General features: G+C 35.3%; 24 protein-coding genes. 12 read left to right on the top strand and 12 right to left on the bottom strand.

What is annotated here, in order from left to right:
• Nucleotides 1-120: 120 nt before the first annotated feature.
• The gene (locus tag ACRDEC_RS13725) at nt 121-2,043 is read right to left on the bottom strand and encodes a tetratricopeptide repeat protein (protein ID WP_431498928.1); all 1,923 of its coding nucleotides are present in this window, start codon (nt 2,041-2,043) and stop codon (nt 121-123) included.
• Nucleotides 2,044-2,288: 245 nt separating this feature from the next.
• On the opposite strand from ACRDEC_RS13725, the gene ACRDEC_RS13720 reads away from it, so the two are divergent.
• The 11 genes from ACRDEC_RS13720 (at nt 2,289) to ftsY (ending at nt 10,909) form a co-directional block, all read left to right on the top strand.
• Nucleotides 2,289-3,005 carry a glycosyltransferase family 2 protein gene (locus tag ACRDEC_RS13720; protein WP_431498927.1) on the top strand — a complete coding sequence of 239 codons (717 nt, stop codon included), beginning with the start codon at nt 2,289-2,291 and terminating at the stop codon, nt 3,003-3,005.
• 89 nt (nt 3,006-3,094) lie between these two features.
• A complete protein-coding gene (locus ACRDEC_RS13715) occupies nt 3,095-4,255 on the top strand; it encodes a glycosyltransferase family 2 protein (RefSeq protein ID WP_431498926.1) in 1,161 nt (386 codons plus the stop codon).
• Nucleotides 4,256-4,338: 83 nt separating this feature from the next.
• Nucleotides 4,339-5,640 carry a dihydrolipoamide acetyltransferase family protein gene (locus tag ACRDEC_RS13710; protein ID WP_431498925.1) on the top strand — a complete coding sequence of 434 codons (1,302 nt, stop codon included), beginning with the start codon at nt 4,339-4,341 and terminating at the stop codon, nt 5,638-5,640.
• A 106-nt stretch (nt 5,641-5,746) separates the two neighbouring features.
• Nucleotides 5,747-6,523: an exonuclease domain-containing protein gene (locus ACRDEC_RS13705; RefSeq protein WP_431498924.1), complete on the top strand. Its 777-nt coding sequence runs from the start codon at nt 5,747-5,749 to the stop codon at nt 6,521-6,523.
• Nucleotides 6,524-6,694: 171 nt separating this feature from the next.
• Nucleotides 6,695-7,306 (top strand): fumarylacetoacetate hydrolase family protein, encoded by a 612-nt coding sequence (locus ACRDEC_RS13700; protein WP_431498923.1) that lies wholly within the window; start codon nt 6,695-6,697, stop codon nt 7,304-7,306.
• Nucleotides 7,306-7,650: an Hpt domain-containing protein gene (locus tag ACRDEC_RS13695; RefSeq protein WP_431498922.1), complete on the top strand. Its 345-nt coding sequence runs from the start codon at nt 7,306-7,308 to the stop codon at nt 7,648-7,650. Before ACRDEC_RS13700 ends, ACRDEC_RS13695 begins: the two co-directional genes overlap by 1 nt.
• Nucleotides 7,651-7,784: 134 nt before the next feature.
• Nucleotides 7,785-9,035 (top strand): competence/damage-inducible protein A, encoded by a 1,251-nt coding sequence (locus tag ACRDEC_RS13690; RefSeq protein ID WP_431498921.1) that lies wholly within the window; start codon nt 7,785-7,787, stop codon nt 9,033-9,035.
• Between the two features lie 74 nt (nt 9,036-9,109).
• Nucleotides 9,110-9,346, top strand: coding sequence for a 50S ribosomal protein L28 (gene rpmB, locus ACRDEC_RS13685; protein WP_135526203.1), 237 nt, complete (start codon nt 9,110-9,112; stop codon nt 9,344-9,346).
• Between the two features lie 25 nt (nt 9,347-9,371).
• On the top strand, nt 9,372-9,554 hold the full coding sequence (rpmG, locus tag ACRDEC_RS13680) for a 50S ribosomal protein L33 (protein ID WP_011963553.1): 183 nt from the start codon (nt 9,372-9,374) through the stop codon (nt 9,552-9,554).
• A 9-nt stretch (nt 9,555-9,563) separates the two neighbouring features.
• Nucleotides 9,564-9,716 (top strand): DUF4295 domain-containing protein, encoded by a 153-nt coding sequence (locus ACRDEC_RS13675; RefSeq protein ID WP_431498920.1) that lies wholly within the window; start codon nt 9,564-9,566, stop codon nt 9,714-9,716.
• Nucleotides 9,717-9,955: 239 nt separating this feature from the next.
• Nucleotides 9,956-10,909, top strand: a complete 954-nt coding sequence (ftsY, locus tag ACRDEC_RS13670) for a signal recognition particle-docking protein FtsY (RefSeq protein ID WP_431498919.1) — start codon at nt 9,956-9,958, stop codon at nt 10,907-10,909.
• A 338-nt stretch (nt 10,910-11,247) separates the two neighbouring features.
• On the opposite strand, the gene ACRDEC_RS13665 is transcribed toward ftsY, so the two are convergent.
• The 7 genes from ACRDEC_RS13665 to ACRDEC_RS13635 form a co-directional block, all read right to left on the bottom strand.
• The gene (locus ACRDEC_RS13665) at nt 11,248-12,036 is read right to left on the bottom strand and encodes an anti-sigma factor (protein WP_431498918.1); all 789 of its coding nucleotides are present in this window, start codon (nt 12,034-12,036) and stop codon (nt 11,248-11,250) included.
• Nucleotides 12,036-12,566: an RNA polymerase sigma factor gene (locus ACRDEC_RS13660; protein WP_431498917.1), complete on the bottom strand. Its 531-nt coding sequence runs from the start codon at nt 12,564-12,566 to the stop codon at nt 12,036-12,038. The genes ACRDEC_RS13665 and ACRDEC_RS13660 overlap by 1 nt, the downstream gene beginning before the upstream one ends.
• Before the next feature lie 219 nt (nt 12,567-12,785).
• Nucleotides 12,786-13,538, bottom strand: a complete 753-nt coding sequence (tpiA, locus tag ACRDEC_RS13655) for a triose-phosphate isomerase (protein ID WP_431498916.1) — start codon at nt 13,536-13,538, stop codon at nt 12,786-12,788.
• Nucleotides 13,538-14,032, bottom strand: a complete 495-nt coding sequence (locus ACRDEC_RS13650; RefSeq protein WP_431498915.1) for a TlpA family protein disulfide reductase — start codon at nt 14,030-14,032, stop codon at nt 13,538-13,540. The genes tpiA and ACRDEC_RS13650 overlap by 1 nt, the downstream gene beginning before the upstream one ends.
• A 22-nt stretch (nt 14,033-14,054) precedes the next feature.
• Nucleotides 14,055-15,179, bottom strand: a complete 1,125-nt coding sequence (locus ACRDEC_RS13645; RefSeq protein WP_431498914.1) for a MauE/DoxX family redox-associated membrane protein — start codon at nt 15,177-15,179, stop codon at nt 14,055-14,057.
• Between the two features lie 2 nt (nt 15,180-15,181).
• On the bottom strand, nt 15,182-15,640 hold the full coding sequence (locus ACRDEC_RS13640) for a GNAT family N-acetyltransferase (RefSeq protein WP_431498913.1): 459 nt from the start codon (nt 15,638-15,640) through the stop codon (nt 15,182-15,184).
• 1 nt (nt 15,641) lies between these two features.
• Nucleotides 15,642-16,184 (bottom strand): DUF1599 domain-containing protein, encoded by a 543-nt coding sequence (locus ACRDEC_RS13635; RefSeq protein WP_431498912.1) that lies wholly within the window; start codon nt 16,182-16,184, stop codon nt 15,642-15,644.
• A 76-nt stretch (nt 16,185-16,260) separates the two neighbouring features.
• Between ACRDEC_RS13635 and folP the strand changes: the two genes are divergently transcribed.
• On the top strand, nt 16,261-17,085 hold the full coding sequence (folP, locus tag ACRDEC_RS13630) for a dihydropteroate synthase (RefSeq protein ID WP_431498911.1): 825 nt from the start codon (nt 16,261-16,263) through the stop codon (nt 17,083-17,085).
• Here the strand turns inward: folP and ACRDEC_RS13625 are convergent.
• The 4 genes from ACRDEC_RS13625 to ACRDEC_RS13610 all read right to left on the bottom strand — a co-directional run bounded on the left by ACRDEC_RS13625 (nt 17,082) and on the right by ACRDEC_RS13610 (nt 20,628).
• Complete coding sequence (locus tag ACRDEC_RS13625) at nt 17,082-17,495, bottom strand: acyl-CoA thioesterase (RefSeq protein ID WP_431498910.1); 414 nt, start codon at nt 17,493-17,495, stop codon at nt 17,082-17,084. The two genes, folP and ACRDEC_RS13625, sit on opposite strands and share 4 nt — an antisense overlap.
• Before the next feature lie 11 nt (nt 17,496-17,506).
• Nucleotides 17,507-19,264, bottom strand: coding sequence for an ABC transporter ATP-binding protein (locus tag ACRDEC_RS13620; protein ID WP_431498909.1), 1,758 nt, complete (start codon nt 19,262-19,264; stop codon nt 17,507-17,509).
• A complete protein-coding gene (gene truA, locus ACRDEC_RS13615) occupies nt 19,251-20,003 on the bottom strand; it encodes a tRNA pseudouridine(38-40) synthase TruA (RefSeq protein ID WP_431498908.1) in 753 nt (250 codons plus the stop codon). Before truA ends, ACRDEC_RS13620 begins: the two co-directional genes overlap by 14 nt.
• Nucleotides 20,004-20,109: 106 nt before the next feature.
• Nucleotides 20,110-20,628, bottom strand: a complete 519-nt coding sequence (locus ACRDEC_RS13610) for a hypothetical protein (RefSeq protein ID WP_431498907.1) — start codon at nt 20,626-20,628, stop codon at nt 20,110-20,112.
• Nucleotides 20,629-20,678: the final 50 nt, after the last annotated feature.

Raw genomic sequence — 20,678 nt, 5'->3', positions numbered from 1 at the left:
TGACGCGCAAAGATACCTTATTTGCACCTTACAAAAAAAGATAGCGATTACTATCTTTTTTATCAAGCAGGATCAATAAACGTTACCTTAAAATTCGAGTAACTCTTAAGGTTTTTCTTGTTATTTGCCAGTCTGATAGCGTTGCATAAAGGCATTAGCCTTACTGTCGTCACCCATGTTATGGTAAGTTAGTGCGAGGTAATAAAGTACCATTCTTTGAGATGGATTGAGAACGAGGGCTTGTTCAAACGCAGGTATTGCCGCCTTAAAATTAGCGTCTGCAGCCAATGCATTTCCGTAATTCATCCAGAGTTCTGCATTATCAGGATACGCTATTGTACCCAATTTAAACATTTCAGCGGCCTGCTTAAATTGTTTTGCAGCAAAAAATGCGCCACCAATCCTTGCGTGCGAGTTTTCATTATATATGTTGTTTTGCAGTGCTTGTTTGTACAAAGCAACGGCGCTATCAAACTGTTTTAGTTTACAATAGGTATCAGCAAGATTGAGCTTGGTTAGATCATCATCTTTTTTGATAAGCAATACCTCCTTGAACAAATTTTGAGCAGTGCTATAGTTTTGCAGATGAAAATTTGAAATTCCCAAATTAGCCTTAACGTCTACATTTTTTGGATCCAGTTTATGGGCAAGGCTTAACCTTTCAAAAGCCTTATTCAGACTGTCATAATTGTGGCCTATCGCATGGTTTAATAAAACAGTTCCGTAATTGTATTGAGCCCGGGCACTATGGGGTACATTTTTGGCATGGGCAGCAAACAATATATCATTACTCTTCCAAGCATTGTTATTATGGTAGGTTACCATCCCTAATAGTAGGGCAATTCCTAAAATAGCAACAGAGACGATGCCTGCTTTACGGGTTTTTAAGTTATCGGAGACTTCAAAACCCACATAACAGATAGCCAATAATAAACCAAGTAGGGGAATAAACATAAACCTGTCAGCCATAGTAGCCCCAATAGTGAATAAGATGTTGCTTGTAAGAAATGAGATTAAAAAGAAGAATAGGATACCAAAGCTTACTACTGGTTTTCTTTTGAAATAATAGACAGCAGCAATTAATAATGCCAATAAAACAATCAAAGCTGTCCAGAATCCTACACTTGTAAATGTAGCACAGGGTATTTGCGGATAAGAATAATCATACGATAAGCCCACTGGATAAAAAAAGTGAAGCAGGTTCATTCCCAAAATGGTAATAGCTGTCAGTTTTTGGCTTATCCAATCGCTGCAGGCTAAAATGGAATTGTCTGCATAGGTGTATCCTACGACCGGAGAACCGTTACTGATTACCCAGGTTCTGATTGACAACCAAACAGCTGCTGTTATGATTAAAGGCAGGACGGTTTTAAAGGCATGATTTAAACTTTGTTTCTTAATTTGTACCAGCAGCAAAAACCAAACCGGCAGAAATGCAATGGCACCTTCTTTAGAAAGCAACGCCAGAAAAAAGAATAAACAACTTTGCCAGCTGTAACCGTCTTTCTTTAAGAGCCAGTTAGTAGAAAGGATGAAAAAAAGCAAAGTCAATACTTCGTCCATACTTTTTATATTGGCAACTACTTCGGTATGCAGCGGATGCAGGGCAAATAACAGCGCAATACCAAAAGGCAGCCATTTATTTGTGGATGACAATAAACGCTTTAACATAGTATATAGAGCAAATACTGTAACGGTATATAGGGTTACCTGCACAAAATGGAAAAAGGCCGGTTTATCAGGAAATAATGTCCATTCTATAGTAAATACAAGCAAAGATAGGGGACGATATAAGCCACTGTTCAAATCCCAATAACCTCTCCAATAAAATGTCGTAAAGATATCACTAAAACCAGCAAAGCCTTTTTTAACAAACAGGTTTTTTGTAATCACAGCTTCGTCATCCAATACAAAGCCAAAGTTTATCGTGTTGCAGTACACAAAAAAACAACACAATAAAAGGAAGTATGGGAGGTAGGTTGCATAAGGCGCATCCTGCGGGTCGTTTTTGCTTTTGGAAATGGTCTTCATTAATGGTTGCATAAAGTGTTAATATTCAGAATAAGAGAGTTGTTTTATCCTGCAATAAGCTGATTTGACGAAATTAAATAAAAAAATTGGTAACCGATAGTTAATATGAAATTTTACGAGATATGCATTTCAGTAATCAAAACAGATTTTTTTATGGTCATTGCTTTAATCACACGTTATTATTTTTTCAATTCTTACAAAAAGCTGATATTTACACTTTGATATTCTTTTCCAACTTGTATATTACTGAATCAATAATGAAAAAACTTTCTATAATTATCCCTGTTTTTAATGAGGCCGAAACAGTTCATTTACTCCTCAACAATGTTAAAGCTACTGATTTGATAGGAGGCCTGACCAAAGAGGTTATAATAATTGATGATTGCTCGACTGATGACACAACAGCCGCGATTGAAAAATATATGTTGCAAAATCCGGAATTAACGATGTCGTTTTTTAAACATGAGAAGAATAAAGGGAAGGGAGCGGCATTGCATACAGGGATCAAAAAGGCCACAGGAGATTACATCATTATCCAGGATGCTGATTTAGAATACGATCCAAATGAGTATAATATTCTTTTACAACCTGTGCTGGATGGTCATGCTGATGTTGTATATGGTTCCCGCTTTATGGGCGGAAATGCACACAGAGTATTGTTTTTCTGGCATACGATAGGCAACAGATTTCTTACTTTTCTGTCAAATGTATTTACTAATTTGAACCTGACAGATATGGAAACTTGTTATAAGTTATTTAATGCCAAAATGTTACAGTCGTTAACGCTTAAAGAAAAACGCTTTGGTTTTGAACCCGAAGTAACCGCTAAGATTGCCCGTATCAAAAAAATAAGGATATACGAAGTAGGAATCTCTTATTATGGAAGAACATACGATGAAGGAAAAAAAATCAACTGGAAAGACGGTTTACATGCTATTTATTGTATCCTGAAATACGGTGCGTTGCGATTGTAATAGCTAAGCTGATAGCAAACAAAAAATAGCTAATGGCAGGAAACAAAGTGACCTTTGCAACTTTGCAACTTAAAATATATCTTTGAAGCATGCAATTATCCGTTATCATTCTTAATTACAACGTTCGTTATTTTCTTGAACAATGTGTTTTGAGCGTTCAAAAAGCGTTGGAAAACATAGATGGTGAAATTATTGTTATTGATAATTTTTCGGCAGATGAAAGTTGCGACATGATGAAACAACGTTTTCCAAACGTAAAACTTATCGAAAATAAAGCGAATTTAGGTTTCCCGAAAGGCAACAATATAGGTGTTGCCGAAGCCAAAGGCGAATACATCTGCATTCTTAATCCGGACACGGTTGTTGCGGAAGATACTTTTGAAAAAGTACTGGCTTTTGCCAAATCAAAACAGGATTTAGGCATTGTAGGCTGCAAACTGATTGACGGAACCGGGAATTTTCTGCCGGAATGCAAACGAGGTGTTCCAACTCCTTGGGTAGCTTTTACCAAAATTTTCGGGTTGTATAAAATATTTCCAAAAAGTAAATTATTCAATAAATATTACGCACAGCATCTATCCGAAAATCAAACAGGAGAAGTCGATATTCTTGTAGGGGCTTTTATGATAATGAAGCGCGATTTGTACCTTGAAGTAGGCGGTTTTGATGAAAAATGTTTTATGTATTCCGATGATATCGATTTGAGTTATATGGTACTGAAAACAGGAAAGTCAAACTATTATTTCCATGAAACTTCGGTGATACATTATAAAGGAGAAAGCACGGTTCGGGACGGAACTTACATGAAACGTTTTAGAGAAGCGATGCAGTTTTTTTATAAAAAGCATTTCGGAGGTTCAGTTATTTTTGACATTTTTATGAAATTAGGAGCTTTCTTTTTTGCTTTATTGAAGAAAAATCAGGGAAAACAAATTATTCTGAATATAGCGCAGTATTTTTTGGTTTCTTCTGATGAAAATCTGAAAATTAAATTAGAGAAACAACTTCAAAAAAATCTGAGTCTGGTTACTGATATTAATGAAAATGCGTTATTTTCGCAGTCGAATTCAAAAGAGGCGCCAATAGAAATAGTATTGGATAATAACCGTTTTTCCTTCAGGGAAATTATTGGTTTTCTGGAGAGAAATAAAAATAACAATTATACTTTTAAAATTATTCCTGAAAAAGCTTCTTTTATAATAGGCAGCAATAGTAGTAATGACAGAGGTGAAATAATTGAAATCAAGTAAAAATTACATTTTGTGAAATTTTAAATCAAAATAATTAGTAATTTTGCAAACCAAATACGAAAACACAACTTTAGTTTAAAGATATGGCAAAGTTTGAATTGAAATTACCCAAAATGGGAGAAAGTGTTGCTGAAGCAACAGTAACCAACTGGTTGAAAAAAGTTGGAGATAAAATTGAAATGGATGAGGCAGTACTTGAAATCGCTACAGATAAAGTAGATAGTGAAGTGCCTTCAGAAGTTGCAGGAACACTTGTTGAAATTCTTTTCAATACAGATGATGTAGTGCAGGTAGGTCAAACGATTGCTATTATTGAAACAGAAGGCGGTGCCGTTGTTACAGAGTCTGCAAAAACTGAAACTCCTCAGGCAGCTGTTGCCGATGTAGCAAAAACAGTGGAAACAGCAAAAGAAACTGCAGCTCCTGCTGATTTTTCAGCATCAGATAAATTCTTCTCTCCGTTAGTGAAAAACATTGCAAAAGAAGAAGGTGTTTCTGTGGCTGAATTAGAAGCTATTGCCGGAACAGGAAAAGAAGGAAGAGTTACTAAAGCAGATATATTAGAGTATGTTAAAAACAGAGGAAACCAGCCAGCAGTTGTAGCGACTCCAGTTGCTCAAGCTCAAAAAGCACCGGTAACGGAAGTGTCAAAAGCAGCTCCGGTTTCTGTAAATGGCGGTGACGAGATTGTAGAAATGGATAGAATGCGTAAACTGATTTCAGGTTACATGGTAGCTTCTGTTCAAACTTCTGCTCACGTTCAGTCGTTTATTGAAGTTGACGTAACTAACATCGTAAAATGGAGAGATAAAGTAAAAGCTGCTTTCGAAAAACGCGAAGGAGAAAAACTGACTTTCACACCAATCATGATGGAAGCGGTTGCAAAAGCATTAAAAGACTTCCCAGGAATGAATATCTCGGTGGATGGTGATTATATCATCAAACGTAAAAACATAAACTTAGGTATGGCTGCTGCTTTACCAAACGGAAACTTAATTGTTCCTGTAATTAAAAATGCAGACCAATTAAATTTGGTTGGAATGGCAAAAGCTGTAAACGATTTAGGAAACCGTGCAAAAGCGGGTAAACTAAAACCGGACGATACACAAGGCGGAACGTATACGGTAACGAATGTAGGAACTTTCGGTTCAGTTTTCGGAACGCCAATTATCAATCAGCCACAAGTAGGTATTTTAGCTCTTGGAGCTATTCGTAAAGTGCCTGCGGTTATCGAAACTCCGGAAGGAGATTTTATAGGAATCCGTCAGAAAATGTTCTTGTCACACTCTTACGATCATAGAGTTGTGGATGGTGCATTAGGAGGAAGTTTCGTAAAACGTGTAGCTGATTATCTTGAAGCATTTGATGTCAATAGAGATTTCTAAAAGAAACAGATAAGATTTAAAAATGACCTCAATGTTGAGGTCATTTTTTTGATGCCAATTTTTATCGATTGCAATTCTTATATTTGTATAAATTCAAAACAGAATAATGGAACTTAAATTAAACAGACCTATTTGCTTCTTTGATTTGGAGACGACAGGAATAGATGTAGCGAGAGACAGGATTGTAGAAATTGCAATCTTTAAAGTATATCCAAACGGAAATAAAGAGAGTAAAACATGGCTTGTCAATCCGGGAATGCCTATTCCGCCAAGTTCGACGGCAATCCACGGAATTACAAATGAAAAAGTAGCTAACGAGCCAACTTTTGCAGCATTATCATCCCAAGTGTATAACATGATTAAAGACAGCGATTTGGCTGGATTTAATTCAGATCGTTTTGATATTCCGCTTTTAGCAGAAGAATTGTTGCGTGCTGAGGTCGATTTTGATATGAAAAACCGTGTTTCTGTTGATGTACAGACGATTTTTCATAAAATGGAAGAACGTACTTTGAGTGCAGCTTACAAATTCTATTGTGATCAAAGTCTGGAAAATGCACATAGTGCCGAAGCGGATACAATGGCAACCTACGAAATACTAAAAGCGCAATTGGAACGTTATCCTGAGTTGGAAAACGATATGAAACTGTTGTCAGAGTTTACAACCCGCAAAAAATCAGTTGATTTTGCAGGATTTATAACAATGAATGCTGAAGGTCAGGAGATATTTTCTTTTGGAAAACATAAAGGAGCTTTGGTTGATGAGGTTTTGGATAAAGAGCCGGGTTATTTTGGCTGGATTCAAAATGCGGATTTTCCGTTGTATACAAAAAAAGTTCTGACAGCAATAAAGCTTAGAAAACTGAATAATAAATTTAATTAGGACTAACCAGTTCTGATTACTTCACTAAAACTAGAGGTTTGGTGAATGTAAACATTTGTAGTGAAAATTCTGTGATTGTGAGTGCGAAACAATAACAGATTGCATTTCGTCTTTTAGGACGAAACGATGATTAGCTACTGAGAATAGCTACTGAGATAAATTCAGCATAAAATGAAAATAATCTGTATAGGTAGGAATTATACCGAACATATAGCAGAATTGCAAAATGAGCGCCCTGACGAGCCTGTGGTTTTTTTGAAGCCGGATTCTGCGATTTTATTAAAACAACATCCATTTGTAATCCCTGAATTCAGTAATGATATTCATCATGAAGTGGAGGTTTTAGTCAGAATTAATAAAGTTGGAAAGTATATCGACGCAAAATTTGCACATAAATATTATGATGAAATTGGATTGGGTATCGATTTTACAGCCAGAGATCTTCAAAGTAAACTGAAAGAAAAGGGTTTGCCATGGGAAAAAGCAAAGGCTTTTGACGGTTCAGCGGTAATAGGTGACTTTTTATCGATAAAAAGTTTCAATTCGCTGGAAAATCTTACATTTGAGTTAACTAATAATGGTGAGACAGTTCAAAAAGGGAACACTAGTAATATGTTGTGGAAAATAGACGAGCTTATTGCTTATGTTTCACAATATTTTACGTTAAAAATCGGGGACATTATTTTTACCGGGACACCAGCCGGAGTTGCAAAAGTGAACCCTAATGATGTTTTGGAAGGGTTTTTAGAAGAAAATAAACTATTTAGAATTCAAGTAAAGTAATGGCAATACATTATAATTTAGCGAAAGTTTATGCAATTTCTGATGATGATAAAGATTTTGTATTACAGATAATCCATCTTTTTGTGGAAGAAGTTCCGGCTGATGTGCAGCAGATAAAAGTCGGGATTAATGCCAAAGATCATCCGTATGCTTACGGTTTTGCACATAAAGTAAAACCTACACTTGATTTATTAGGTATGGAAGCTGCTCATGAGGAAATTCTTCAGATTGAGCAATGGACTAAAAATCAAGGAAAGAAAAAAGAAATTAAAGAAATCTACAAGAGCTTATCTGAAAGAATTGATTTGGCTTTAGTCGAAATTAAAAAAGATTTTAATATATAATTGAAACAGCTGGTTTTAAACTCTAAACCGCTGAAGTGAATGATTGTTTTATGTTGCCGTTGTGAAAGTGATATTGTTTGTTTTTTGACGGCATTTCTAAATTCTAAATCTAAATTCCCCAATCTTCAAATTAAATGAAAGCAACCATAGTAACTGTTGGCGATGAAATCCTGATTGGACAAATTGTTGACACAAATTCTTCGTTTATAGCAAAATCACTGGATAAAATTGGTATTGGCGTTTATGAAATGTTATCCATAACCGATGATAAACAACATATTTTAAGTACACTTTCTTCTTTGCAAAATACCGTTGATGTTGTGATTGTTACCGGAGGTTTGGGACCAACAAAAGACGATATTACCAAGAAAACGTTTTGCGATTATTTTGACGACACATTGGTTGTTGATGAAAAAGTTTTAGCCCATGTTACTCAACTTATAGAAGGGTTTTTTAAGCGTCCGATAACGCAAATAAATAAAGACCAGGCATTAGTTCCGTCGCGTTGTGAAGTGTTGTTTAATCAAGTAGGAACTGCGCCCGGAATGTGGATGGAAAAGGAAAATACTGTTTTTATTTCGTTACCTGGTGTGCCTTTCGAGATGAAACATCTGATTGAAAATGCCGTAATTCCTAAATTGATTACCAAATTTGAACGGCCCTATATTGTTCATAAAACGATTTTGACTTATGGTGTAGGTGAGAGCCTGTTAGCGGAACGAATAGAACACTGGGAAGATAATCTGCCTGAATTTATTAAACTGGCCTATTTGCCTAGTCCCGGACGTGTGCGCTTGCGGCTTTCTGCTCGTGGAGCTGATGAAAACAGTTTGCATGAAGGGATTAGGGAGCAAATTGAAAAACTGCAATTGATTATTTCCGATTGTATTGTCGGTTTTGATGATGGAGAAACCATAGAAGTGGTTTTAGGAAAACTGCTGTCAGAGAAAAAAATGACCATTGCTACAGCTGAAAGTTGTACGGGTGGAAAAATAGCTTCTGTAATCACTTCAGTGCCAGGATCTTCTTCTTATTTTAAGGGAAGTGTTGTGAGTTATGCAACTGAAGTAAAAGAAACTGTTTTAGGGGTTCCTTCTGCAGTAATTGAAAAACATTCTGTTGTAAGTGCTCCGGTTGCCGAGGCAATGGCATTGCAGGCTCAGAAGATTTTTAATGCAGATTATGCGATTGCCACAACAGGAAATGCAGGTCCGGATAAAGGAGAATCTGAAGCCGAAATTGGAACTGTTTTTATCGCTGTTGCGACTCCAAAAGGAGTTTTTAGTGAAGAATTTAACTTCGGGCAGCCTCGTGAAAAAGTCATAGATAGAGCAGTAATTAAAGGATTAGAGATTATTTATAAAGAAATTACAAAAAACTTATAATATTGTTTGCTACATCCGTTTCTTTTTTGTTATTTTGCACTCTGAATTTTGAATAACGATAAAAGATAAGCATAATGTCAAGAGTTTGTGACCTTACAGGAAAAAGAGCGATGGTTGGAAATAACGTTTCTCACGCTATGAACAAGACAAAGAGAAAATTCTCTGTGAACTTGATTAAAAAACGTTTTTATCTTCCTGAGGAAGACAGATGGATTACTCTAAGAGTAGCTGCTTCTACAATTAAAACGATTAATAAAAATGGAATTTCTGCTGTTTTGAAAAAAGCACAGACAGAAGGATTTATTAAATAATCTGTTCCTATAAATATATATTAAGATGGCAAAGAAAGGTAATAGAATCCAAGTAATTTTAGAATGTACTGAGCATAAAGCTTCTGGTGTAGCCGGAACTTCTCGTTACATTACAACGAAAAACAAAAAAAATACTCCAGACAGATTGGAAATTAAAAAATTCAATCCAGTTTTGAAAAGAGTGACTGTACACAAAGAAATTAAATAATTATAAGTCATGGCAAAGAAAACCGTAGCAACTTTACAAACAGCTTCTAAGAGATTATCAAAAGCTATCAAAATGGTGAAATCTCCTAAAACTGGTGCTTACACTTTTGTTGAGGCTATCATGTCTCCAGAAGAAGTAGATGGTTTCTTGAAAAAGAAATAATCTCAAAATAAAAAATATACTAAAGCTACTTTCTTCTGAAAGTAGCTTTTTTATTTTATATTTGTGCCTATTAATTTGGAAGTACAGCTTTTAGGCTTGTATACGAATTTCGTGTCGCATTCAATAATGGTGGCAGACTATGTACAACTTTAAGGCCCTATTAATACAGTTTAATTTCTATTGGCAGCGAGCAAAGGCTGGTTCAAATTATCTGACGAAATAATCTAACAATCAAAAAAATGAGCTTTTTTAAAAGAATATTCTCTTCGGACAAAAAGGAAACCCTGGACAAGGGACTCGAAAAATCGAGCACTTCTTTTTTATCAAAATTAACCAAAGCCGTTGCCGGGAAATCGAAAGTTGACGACGATGTATTGGATAATCTGGAAGAGATCTTGGTTTCATCCGATGTTGGTGTCAATACCACTTTAAAAATTATCGAACGAATCGAAAAACGTGTTTCTGAGGATAAATACTTGGGAACTGAAGAGTTAAATAAAATACTTCGGGAAGAAATAGCATCATTGCTTTCGGAAACCAATTCGGGAGAAGAATCTGAATTTGTGGTTCCAAAAAACAAAAAACCGTATGTGATTATGGTTGTTGGAGTAAATGGAGTAGGAAAAACAACGACTATAGGGAAATTAGCCAATCAATTTAAAAAGGCCGGTTACAGTGTTGTTTTAGGTGCTGGTGATACTTTTAGGGCTGCGGCTATCGATCAATTGCAAATTTGGGCAGATAGAGTAGGTGTTCCTATTGTAAAACAGCAAATGGGAAGTGATCCTGCTTCCGTGGCTTTTGATACATTACAAAGTGCCGTAGCTCAAAATGCAGATGTGGTTATTATTGACACTGCTGGTCGTTTGCATAATAAAGTAGGTTTAATGAACGAATTAACCAAAGTGAAGCGTGTTATGCAGAAAGTAGTTGAAGATGCTCCACATGACGTTATGTTGGTTTTGGATGGTTCAACCGGACAAAATGCATTCGAACAGGCAAAACAATTTACTGCAGCTACTGAAGTTACCTCTTTGGCGGTTACAAAGCTGGACGGAACTGCAAAAGGAGGCGTGGTTATTGGTATTTCGGATCAATTTAAAATTCCTGTAAAATATATTGGAGTTGGTGAAGGAATTGAAGACTTGCAAGTGTTTAATAAATATGAATTTGTAGATTCATTTTTTAAATAAAAAACCGAATGATTAAGTTTTATAATAGTTTAAAACCGTTACACTTATTTTTGTTTGCTACAGCTTTTTTGCTTTTGGCAAGAACGGTAAAAGGAAATTTCGGAACTGAAATGGGTTGTCTTTTAGCCTCTCTGTTCACCTACGTTTTAGCTCTGATAAAATATGTAAAAGATAAAAAGAACACTCGATGAGTGTTTTTTTTTGCAGGCTCCAACACTAACATCAAGACAATAATATCCGCTGTTAAGAGGAGTTAATTCAGTACCAGAGCATATGTCCGCTTAACAATACGACTTTTATTGTTTCCGGTGCTTCTTTTTGAAAGAAGGTTTTGAATTTTAGACAGCTCCCAAAGTATACAATTGTTCCATTGTAGGAGATTTACTTCCGCCGGCAGGTTCAAGAGTAATTCCAAAAGCTTCGGCATTACCAGTATTGCTTACGGCAAAAATTCGATTGTTTTCACCTGAAAAATTATCTAATAATCCAATGCTTGTTGGCGTTAGCGATGGTTTCAATTGAAGTGACCAAACCTGGTACACCATTCCCTGAGGAGGTTCCGGTAATCCAGAAGCATCTACATAAACGGTTTGGGTTTCTTTATTCCAATATACTTTTGCAAATGATTTTGGAGCTGCTGCTTGCCCAGCCAATGTAATGACAGTGTTTTTTGAATCGCGTATTACGTTCAGGTCTTCAATGGTTTTTTTAGTTTTACTTTCGGAAGAAACGACAATTTCCTGAAGTTTTACTTTCTCGTTCTGAAGATTTAAAATGTCATTTTTAAATTGGTTTTGGTTGAAATATTGGTAACCGATTCCAATAAATAATACAGCAGAAACAGCCCATCCCAAGTACTGAAGGCGGTTGTTTTTTGGTTTCAATTCGACAACCTTAGCATGTTTAAGCTCCAGTTTGTTTTTTATTTTGGTAAAATTTTCGGCAGATAAGAAAGGGGAGAAGCTTGTTGATATATTTACAATCGATTTTTCAATTGAAATTATCTCATCATTAATTTCCTGATGTTCAATGGCCAATCGATTTACTTCTTCGTTTTCCGATTCGCTTAATAAGCCGTAAACGTAAAGTTCTAAAATCCCTGATGCTATGTATTCTTTTGTATCCATTATACTTTTAAAAAGTTCCTTAAATCATTTATACAATTTCTGTTTTGAGTTTTTACGGTTCCTAACGGTATTTCCAACTCTTCAGAAGCTTCCTGCTGTGTATATCCTTTAAAAAACAATAAATCGATAATCTGAATGCATTTTGGCTTTAATTTTTTTACAAATTCCTGAATACCAATAGTGTCAATTCGGTTAATCATTTTATTACTGTCATCTAACAGATGTACGAAATTATCGGAAGAAAGGTTTTTTTGGCTGTTATTGAATCCTTTGGAACGCAATTTATCAATAGCAGTATTTCGGGCAATATTGAGAATCCAGGTGTAAAAACGCCCTTTGCTTTCATTGTAGGAATCAATGTTCTTCCAGATTTTTACAAATGATTCTTGGAGCACATCTTCGGCTTCTTCCTGATCTCGGATTAAGTTGCTGATAACTGCAAAAAGGCTTTTAGAATACATATCATATACATAAGTAAAAGCATGACCGTCTTTTTTAAGTAACAAAGGTAGTAATTCTTCCTGGGTCATAATGTAATGATTTGTTACACAAACTTATACAATATTTCCAAGAAACACTATTTTTATAGGATTTAACTCATTAAATAACAGGTGCTATTCGGAAGAGAATACAATGGAGATTGTTTCGGATTAAATAACATAGTTTAAGCAGAAAAAAGGTATGGTTTATTTTTGAGCATAAAAAAACCACACAATTAAGTGTGGTTTTTACAATTTGTTATTTTGAGATTAAATAGCTTCTGCAATTGCTACAAAATCATCGGCTTTTAATGCGGCTCCTCCGATCAATCCTCCGTCGACATCCGGTTTAGAGAAAATTTCTCTGGCATTATCGGGCTTTACACTTCCGCCATATAAGATGGAAACTGTATCAGCGATAGTGCTGCCGTACTGTTTTCTAACGATTTCACGTATAAATTCATGCATTTCCTGAGCTTGCTCCGGCGTTGCTGTTTCTCCGGTACCGATAGCCCAAACTGGTTCGTAAGCTAAAACGATGTTCGCCCATGCGCTTTCCGGAAGATTAAATAAACCATCTCTTAATTGATTTTCAACAATATTGAAATGACTTTTTGTACTTCTGTCTTTAAGCTCTTCTCCGAAACAGAAAATAACTGTCATGTCATGTTTTAATGCTGTTTCTACTTTATTAGCCAGCAAAGCGTCTGTTTCATGAAAATAAGCACGACGCTCAGAGTGACCGATAATTACAATGTCTACACCAATGCTTTTTAGCATATCTGCTGAAATCTCTCCGGTAAAAGCACCACCTTCAGCCTGATGCATGTTTTGTGCGGCTACGCGGATGTGGGTAAATTCAGTATGATCAACTGCCGAAGCCAAATTGACAAATGTCGGAGCGATAATTACAGTTGTTTCTAAATCAGTTGGTAATTTGTCAATTAATTCATTGATTAAATCTTCAGTTTCTTCTGAATTTTTATTCATTTTCCAATTACCGGCTACTATTTTTTGTCTCATTACTGTAAGCTTGTTAATAAAGATTTTACTTGTTCGTGATCCGTTTCAATGGCTTTGTATAAAGCAACTTTACCTTTTTTGTCTATAACGATATATCTTGGAATCCAATTTAAATCGATAGATTTTCCAAAAGCTCCTTTCATACCGTCAGGAATAAGGTAGTGATCGCCGATTAATTCGTGTTTCTCGATTCCACTTTTCCAAGTCTCCATTGTTCTGTCGCAAGAAAGGAAAACGAAATCTACATTTGTATTTTCAGATTGTAATTCCTTAAGTTTAGGCATGTTTTTTACACAATCGCCACACCAGGAAGCCCAGATTTCAATGACAACGGTTTTGCCTTTGTGTTTTTTGATAATATCCTGAAAAGTGATTTGTGACCCTTCAGCAGTAGTTAAGCTGCTGTTTAAAGCTTCAGTCGAAAATTTACTTTGAGCACTGGAACATGAAATGTTTAGTAGCACAAAAGAGAATAAGCAAAGTAGTTTTTTCATTTCTTTCTTTATTTAATTGATTTTACTTTTTTGAGGTTAATTCTGAATATGATTTGCTGATTAATTTCTGATAATCAATTGGATCGAATTTTTTATCTGTAATACCATTGTAGTATTTGTATGTATTCCCATTCCATAAATACTTAACTCCCGGGGTATCGGTTTTTGGCCCCAATAAATTCCAGAAAGGGATAACTTCCACTATTGTGTAAGGATATTCAGCACCGGCTTCTTTAAAAAAGGCAGGAATCAAATCTGCTTCTTCATTCATGAAAATGATGGAAACGTCCGGGAAATCTGTATTTTTCTGTTTTAATTCGGTTAGTTCTTTAGCGGCTTCACGGCAATGGTCGCATCCTGGAACAAAAAAGCAAAGAGTTTTTCGACCTGTATCGATTTTAGAGAAAAATTTAGTGTAACCGGATTTGTGCGGAGCAGGCTCATTTTTTGGTTGGACTTCGGCAATTTTTTGCGCTGTTTTTTCAGGTTTTCCATTTTTTACAGAATCCTTTTTTATTATTTTTTCAACAGAATCTATTAGGGCAGTTGAATTGTTGTTTTCGATTGTTAAACTATCAGCTTCAGAAGTGATTTCAGAGGATGGTAATTCTAAAGCACTCTTGGGTTGGATAGGAGCCAGCATAAATAAGGCCAGTATGGAAGCCAGAGTCATTGTTGCCAAAAACCAAAAATTTCTGTTTCCGTTTGAATCCTTTGGAAGTAAGTAAAGCAGATAAACCAATAGGGCTATAGCAACTACGTTTTTGATGATTGCCTCGATAGGAGTCATAGGCAATAAACTTCCGAAACATCCGCAATTACCCGAATTTCCTCCATCCTGAATAGTAACAATGGTAAGATGTGTCGTGAAAACAGCTAATAATAGTATTGTTGCCGGGATAATGATTTTGCGTAAAAAGTTGTTTTGAAGAATCAGGATTCCCAATGCTAATTCGATTCCGATTAAAAATCTGGAAAAAAACGGGGCTAACGTATCTGAAAAACCTAACGGATACAATTGTTTTACTTCAAAAGTAGAAATAGCAAAATAAGGAGACGGATACATTTTGGCAATAGCTGAAATGATGAATAAGAAAGAAATTATGATTCTTAAACTCCAAGGCAGAAAACTTTTTGCTTTTTCCATTTTTATTGAATATTTTTTGTTTTAGTAGTATTTGACCAGTCTTCAAAGGTCATTTCAAATTTTGTTTCTTTTGTTCCATGCAGTCCGGCTTCGGTCCAGCCTATTTTTTTATAAAATCCTTCTGCTCGTGTCCCAAATGCGGTTCCTAACCAGACTTTTTCTTTCGTTTGGCTAAAATACCAGTCCATCATCATATCGTGCAGTTTTTTGCCGATACCTTGATTTTCAAATTTCGGATCCAAAAACAAAGCCCAGATATTATTTTCTTTTAAATCGGCAATGGCAAATCCAATGATTTTGTTGTTAATTTCACAAACCCAGCCTTTGCCTCTTTCAAACATAAACTCTTCGCAATCTTTATCGGTAACTAAATCCGGATTGGATAAAGTGTTTTCTGTTACAGAATTCCGTACAATCTGTATTTGCCTTATATCGTCAATTTTGGCTTCTCTAAAAATCATGTTATTTTTTAAAATCCATTAAAATTAAGGCAAAAACAGCATAGTTGATCATGTCTTGGTAATTAGCATCAATACCTTCCGAAACTAATGTTTTTCCTTTGTTATCTTCAATTTGTTTTACCCTGAGGATTTTCTGTAAAATTAAATCCGTTAATGAACTCACACGCATATCACGCCACGCTTCACCGTAATCGTGATTTTTATTTTCCATTAAATCTTTGGTGAGTTTGATTTTTTCGTCATACAATTGTACGGCTTCAGTGACATCGAGGTCAGGTTGGTCAGCAACACCTTTTTCCAACTGAATCAGTGCCATAACGGAATAGTTAATAATCCCAATAAATTCTGAAGTTTCGTCTTCATTTACTTTTCTGACTTCATTTTCCTGTAAACTGCGAATGCGTTGGGCTTTGATAAATATCTGATCTGTAAGTGATGGCAACCTTAAAATACGCCAGGCACTTCCGTAATCTTTCATTTTGTTGCTGTATAAGTTCCGGCAGATAGAAATTATAGCATCATATTGTTGTGCCGTATTACTCATTATTAATTTATATTTGTATCAAATTTGTTCAAAAATAGCCTTTTTTGTTTACAATTTATTTAAAAAAAAGATAAAAATGACCATCAACTGCAAAGGACAACTTATCGATTTATCTACTCCAAAAGTAATGGGGATCCTGAATGTAACTCCCGATTCTTTTTATGATGGAGGAAAATATATTTCAGATAAAGGTATTTTGACACAAGCAGAGAAAATGCTGAATGAAGGTGCTTTTTTTATTGATATCGGAGGACAATCCAGTAAACCAAGTGCAGCAGTTGTTTCGGTTGAAGAAGAATTGAATCGAATTGTTCCCGTGATTGATTTAATCTTGAAAAATTTCCCTCAAGCATTGCTTTCTATCGACACATTTAACAGCAAAGTGGCAGAAGTTTGCATTGAACACGGATCCGCAATGATTAATGATATTTCTGCCGGAAGTTTAGATGCAAAAATGTTTGAAACCATTGTTAAAATGCAAGTGCCATACATTATGATGCATATGAGAGGAACTCCTCAAACCATGCAGCAGCTTACAGATTATAATGATTTGGTCAAAGAAATAGTATTTTATTTTTCAGAAAAAGTATTTCAAGCGAGACAATTGGGGATTAACGATCTAATTATTGATCCGGGCTTTGGATTTGCAAAAACAGTAACCCAAAATTTTGAACTTTTGCATAAACTAGAATTATTTCAGTTTTTGGAATTGCCTGTTTTAGCCGGAATTTCCCGCAAATCAATGATTTACAAAACGCTTGAGACAACGGCTGAAAATGCCTTAAACGGCACTTCGGTTTTAAATACGATTGCACTCACAAAAGGAGCTAATATTCTTCGGGTTCACGACGTGAAAGAAGCCGTAGAGTGTGTGACATTGTTTGGGGCGACTCGTTTTTAATTTCCTGAACTAGTGCTTATAAAACTTTCTATTTGAGGAATGGTATCCGGAGCGACAGGCCTTCCGTTTTTAATGGCTACTCCAGTTACTTTGGCAGATAAAATGAGTTTGTCATCAGCAAGTTTGATAATGTTTTGATGAAAAACGACTTTTAAATTGCCTTCTTTTTCAGCATGGACTTCAATTTTGAATTTATCGCGGCTGACCAAGGAGTTTTTAAAATTCATTTCAATGTTTTTCACTAACAGCATAATATTGTTTTGGGAAAATTCCACAAAATCAATACCATGATAGTGTAAAAACTCATGGCGGGCATGTTCGAGGTAATTTTGGTAAACCGAATTGTTAACAATTCCCTGTACATCCAGTTCGTAGTCTCTTACGACTAATTCAATTGAAAATTTCTGCATTTTTGTATAGTTTAGATTTCTTCTTTGTGATTTACAAATTGCGAATCGTAAAGCTTTCTGTAATAACCGTTTTCTTTTTGTAATAGCTGGTTGTGGGTACCTTCTTCAACAACCAATCCTTTGTCTAAAACAATAATTTTATCGGCATTAATTACAGTTGCCAATCGATGAGCAATAACGATAGATGTTCTGTTTTTTGTTATGGTATCCGTTGCTTTTTGAATTAATTCTTCTAAATGTGCATCGATAGAAGATGTGGCTTCATCCAAAATCAAAATACTTGGACGACTTACATAAGCACGTAAAAAAGCAATCAGTTGGCGTTGGCCGGAAGACAACATGTTTCCTCGTTCTTTTACATTATAATCATAGCCTTCGGGTAAACTCATAATAAAATCATGGGCTCCAATTTCTTTGGCAGCAACAATAACTTCTTCTTTGGAAATATGTGGATTATTAAGCGTGATATTATTATAAATTGTGTCAGCAAAAAGGAAAACGTCCTGTAAAACAACAGCAATTTGTGTACGTAAACTTTCCAAAGTATAACTTCTGATATCAGTGCCATCGATAGAAATAGTACCTGATTTTATTTCGTAAAAACGGTTGAGTAAATTAATAATTGTTGATTTTCCTGCTCCCGTTGCACCAACAATAGCGACCATTTCTCCTTCATTTGCAGAGAGATTGATCCCTTTTAAGACATCTTCATCCGGGTTGTAGCCAAAAACAACGTTATCAAAAGTAATTTTTCCTTTAAAATTAGGCGCTTTTTGAGTTCCCTTATCCTGAATGTGACTTTGCGTATCTAAAACTTCAAAAACACGATTGGCAGCAATCATTCCCATTTGCATCTCGTTGAACTTATCTGCTATTTGACGCAGTGGCGTAAAGAAAATGGCGATATACATATTAAAAGCCAATAAATCTCCAAATTCTGTTCCGGTATCTTTAGCTAATAATAGTTTGGCGCCGAAATAGACAATAAAACTTAATGTTAATGATGAAATGATATCAGCAATCGGGAAAAAAATAGAGTTGTACCAAACATTTTTTACCCAGGCTTTTCGGTGTTTGTCATTAATCTCTTTAAATTTTGCAAGTTCAATATCTTCCCTTATAAATAACTGTACGATTTTCATTCCGGTTACTCTTTCCTGAACAAAAGTATTCATGTTGGCAATTTGATTTCGGACTTCTTCAAATGCGACTTGCATTTTTTTCTGAAAAACGCGCGTAACATAAATTAAGATAGGCATGGAAACCATAACGGTAAACGATAATTTCCAATTGATGAAAAACATGAAAATCAGAATTACCAGCATTTTAAGAATGTCACTGATAATCATAAATAATCCCTGGCTGAATATCCTGGCAATCGATTCAATATCAGAAACAGAACGGGTTACTAATTTGCCCACAGGCTCATGATCAAAATAACTCATTTTGAAATTTGTCATGTGTTTGAAAAGCTTAATCCGAATGTCTTTAATGATATCCTGTCCGAGCCAGTTTGTCCAATAGGTAAAATAAAATTGAGCTAAGACTTCAAGAATCAAAGTGATACCCATTAAACAAACCATTAAGATGAATCCGCTATAATTCTTTTTAATTACATAACCATCTATGATTTCTTTAAGCAAATACGGGCGCAAAGCTGCAAATAAAGACAGTAAAACAGCCCAAACAATTACGCTGTAATATCTCCTTTTATAAGGCTTGGTGTATTCTAAAATTCTTTTAAAAAGTTTAGTATCAAATGCTTTCATGCTTGTTCAGGTACGGATAAGAAATTTGTGTGAGATATAAGCCGTGAGCCGGCACTGAAAACCCGGCATTTTCTCTACTTCGGTCTTCAATAATTTGGATAAAATCCTGAATTGTTATTTTGTGTAAACCTATATTTATCAAAGTTCCTACGATGGCTCGAACCATATTCCTTAAAAAACGGTCAGCTGAAATGGTAAAAACAAGTTCCTCCTTTTTTGCAGTCCAAAATGCTTCAGTAACTTTGCAGTTGTAGGTGTTTACATCTGTGTTTGATTTGGAGAAGCACTTAAAATCGGTATAATCCAACAGTAATTTTGCGGCTTCATTCATGGCTTCCATGTCTAGATTTTGACCAAATTGCCATGCCAGTTCTTTATTAAACACGTTTTTATAGGTTGAAATATGATAATGATATGTTCTTGATGAGGCATCAAAACGCGCATGAGCTTCATCGTGAACCAGCATAATATCATAAATCACAATGTCTTTTGGTAAAAACGAATTGGCTTTGTGAATAAATAGCGGAGTGTCAATTTTTTTTTCAGAATCAAAATGACCAAACATTTGTTTTGCATGTACACCGGCATCGGTTCTGCCAGCTCCCATAATATCAATTTCTTCTTGCAAAAGTGTCGAGAAAACCTTGTTTAAAGTTTCCTGAACCGAAGAAGCGTTAGGCTGGTATTGCCAACCATGATAATTTGTTCCGTTGTATGCAAATTCGATAAAATATCTCAAAGCTAAATTTGATTTTTTTACAAAGATAAAATAAAACTATTGGCTATTCTATATAAAAAAACAGAGAACTTTAAGTCCTCTGTTTTTCTTGTTCTAAGGGGGTAAATTATCCTCTTCTGTGTCCGTTTCCGTGTCCGTTTCCGTGTCCGTTTCCATGACCACCGTGATGATTTCCATGATTGTGATCGTTATCGTGTTCTCTGTGTCTTGGAGCAGCTACTGCATAATTACTTCTTCTGTGATGTCCAGGACCATAGTACTCCTGACGGTAGTTTCTGTAATTGTTACGGAAATATTTCACTTTATGGTGCTTGTGATAAGCATAAGGAGAATGTCCGTGGTAATCAATAGCTACTTTATATCCATGATCTAAATCGTAATCATGGCAGTAATTAGGCAAATAAGCAGAACGAACCCAACCTCTTGGACCTAAATAGATGAATACCGCCGTATTTACATCGTAATAAGCTTCAATTTCCGGAAGATAAAAATATTCAACATCGTCTTCATAGTGCCCACACCATTCAGGACGTGAACCAATGTTTACATTTACGGATACTTGTGCGTTTGATTGTAATGTAAAAAACAATATGAATGCTCCAATAATTAATTTTAAATTTTTCATAATCTTAGGTTTTAGTTATGGGTTTTATTATAACGATTTTATTTGTTTAA

Source organism: Flavobacterium sp. (genome assembly GCF_050696275.1).
Lineage (GTDB): Bacteria > Bacteroidota > Bacteroidia > Flavobacteriales > Flavobacteriaceae > Flavobacterium.
Note: the sequence above shows the minus strand (reverse complement) of the source record. Positions and strands in the feature narration are given on the sequence as shown.